The organism is Candidatus Symbiopectobacterium sp. NZEC135 (genome assembly GCF_025962695.1).
Genome location: NZ_JAGFPF010000938.1, coordinates 1 through 829, shown reverse-complemented (window position 1 = coordinate 829; position 829 = coordinate 1). Strand labels below are relative to the sequence as shown.

Below are 829 nucleotides of genomic sequence, written 5' to 3'. Positions count from 1 at the left end.
GATATGCGCACCATCATTGAAACGCTGGCCGAACATGCGCCGGTGCAACCGGACCCTTATGAACTCACCACCGTGGTACGCGTCGCCTTGGGCCGTGCCATCACCCAACAGTGGTTCCCGGGCGAAGGCGAGTTGCAAGTGATTGGTTTGGATAGTTCGCTGGAGCGTATCTTACTGCAAGCGCTGCAAGGTGGCGGCGGGCTGGAACCGGGACTGGCCGATCGACTTCTGGTGCAGGCCAAGCAGGCACTAAGCCGTCAGGAAATGCTGGGGGCTCCTCCGGTGCTGCTGGTAAACCATGCGTTGCGCGGTCTGCTAGCGCGCTTTCTGCACCGCAGTTTGCCGCAGATGGCGGTGCTGTCCAATCTTGAAATCAGCGACAGCCGTCAGATAAGAATGACAGCGATGATTGGGGAGGCGCAGTGATCAAGCGATTTTCCGTGCTGGCAGCACTGCTTGTGCCCTTGACGGTATCGGCGGGGCAAGGCGGGTGGAATGCCAGTAAATCCGGAGTGACATTGACCTATCGAGGTCAACTGTTTAACTCGGCTCCCTTGGCACCCACCCCCCCTCAGGGCGTCAATCCACAGAATTCGATCACCGTGGTCTATTGGCGTTATGCCGTCGATGGGATATACGATCCTGGCTTGCGCGTGAAACTGTGTACGGTACAGCGCTGCGCTGACATTGAAGGCGGCAGTGGGGAAACTCAAGCCTTTCGGGGATTACCTGCAACCAGCGAATTCCGCTTCACCTATTTCCTGGAAGGGAAGGGGCGCGTTTATCGCCCAATAGACATACGGCAAGTCCAGATCGCCGTTAATTACCA

General features: G+C 57.5%; 2 protein-coding genes. Both read left to right on the top strand.

Annotated elements, in window-relative coordinates:
* Positions 1 to 426, top strand: a 426-nt coding sequence (locus J5224_RS31585) for an FHIPEP family type III secretion protein (protein ID WP_264628930.1), incomplete at its 5' end; no start/stop codon positions are given.
* The coding region (locus J5224_RS31580) for a flagellar protein FlhE (RefSeq protein ID WP_264628929.1) at positions 423 to 829 on the top strand (407 nt) is incomplete at its 3' end. The genes J5224_RS31585 and J5224_RS31580, both read left to right, overlap by 4 nt.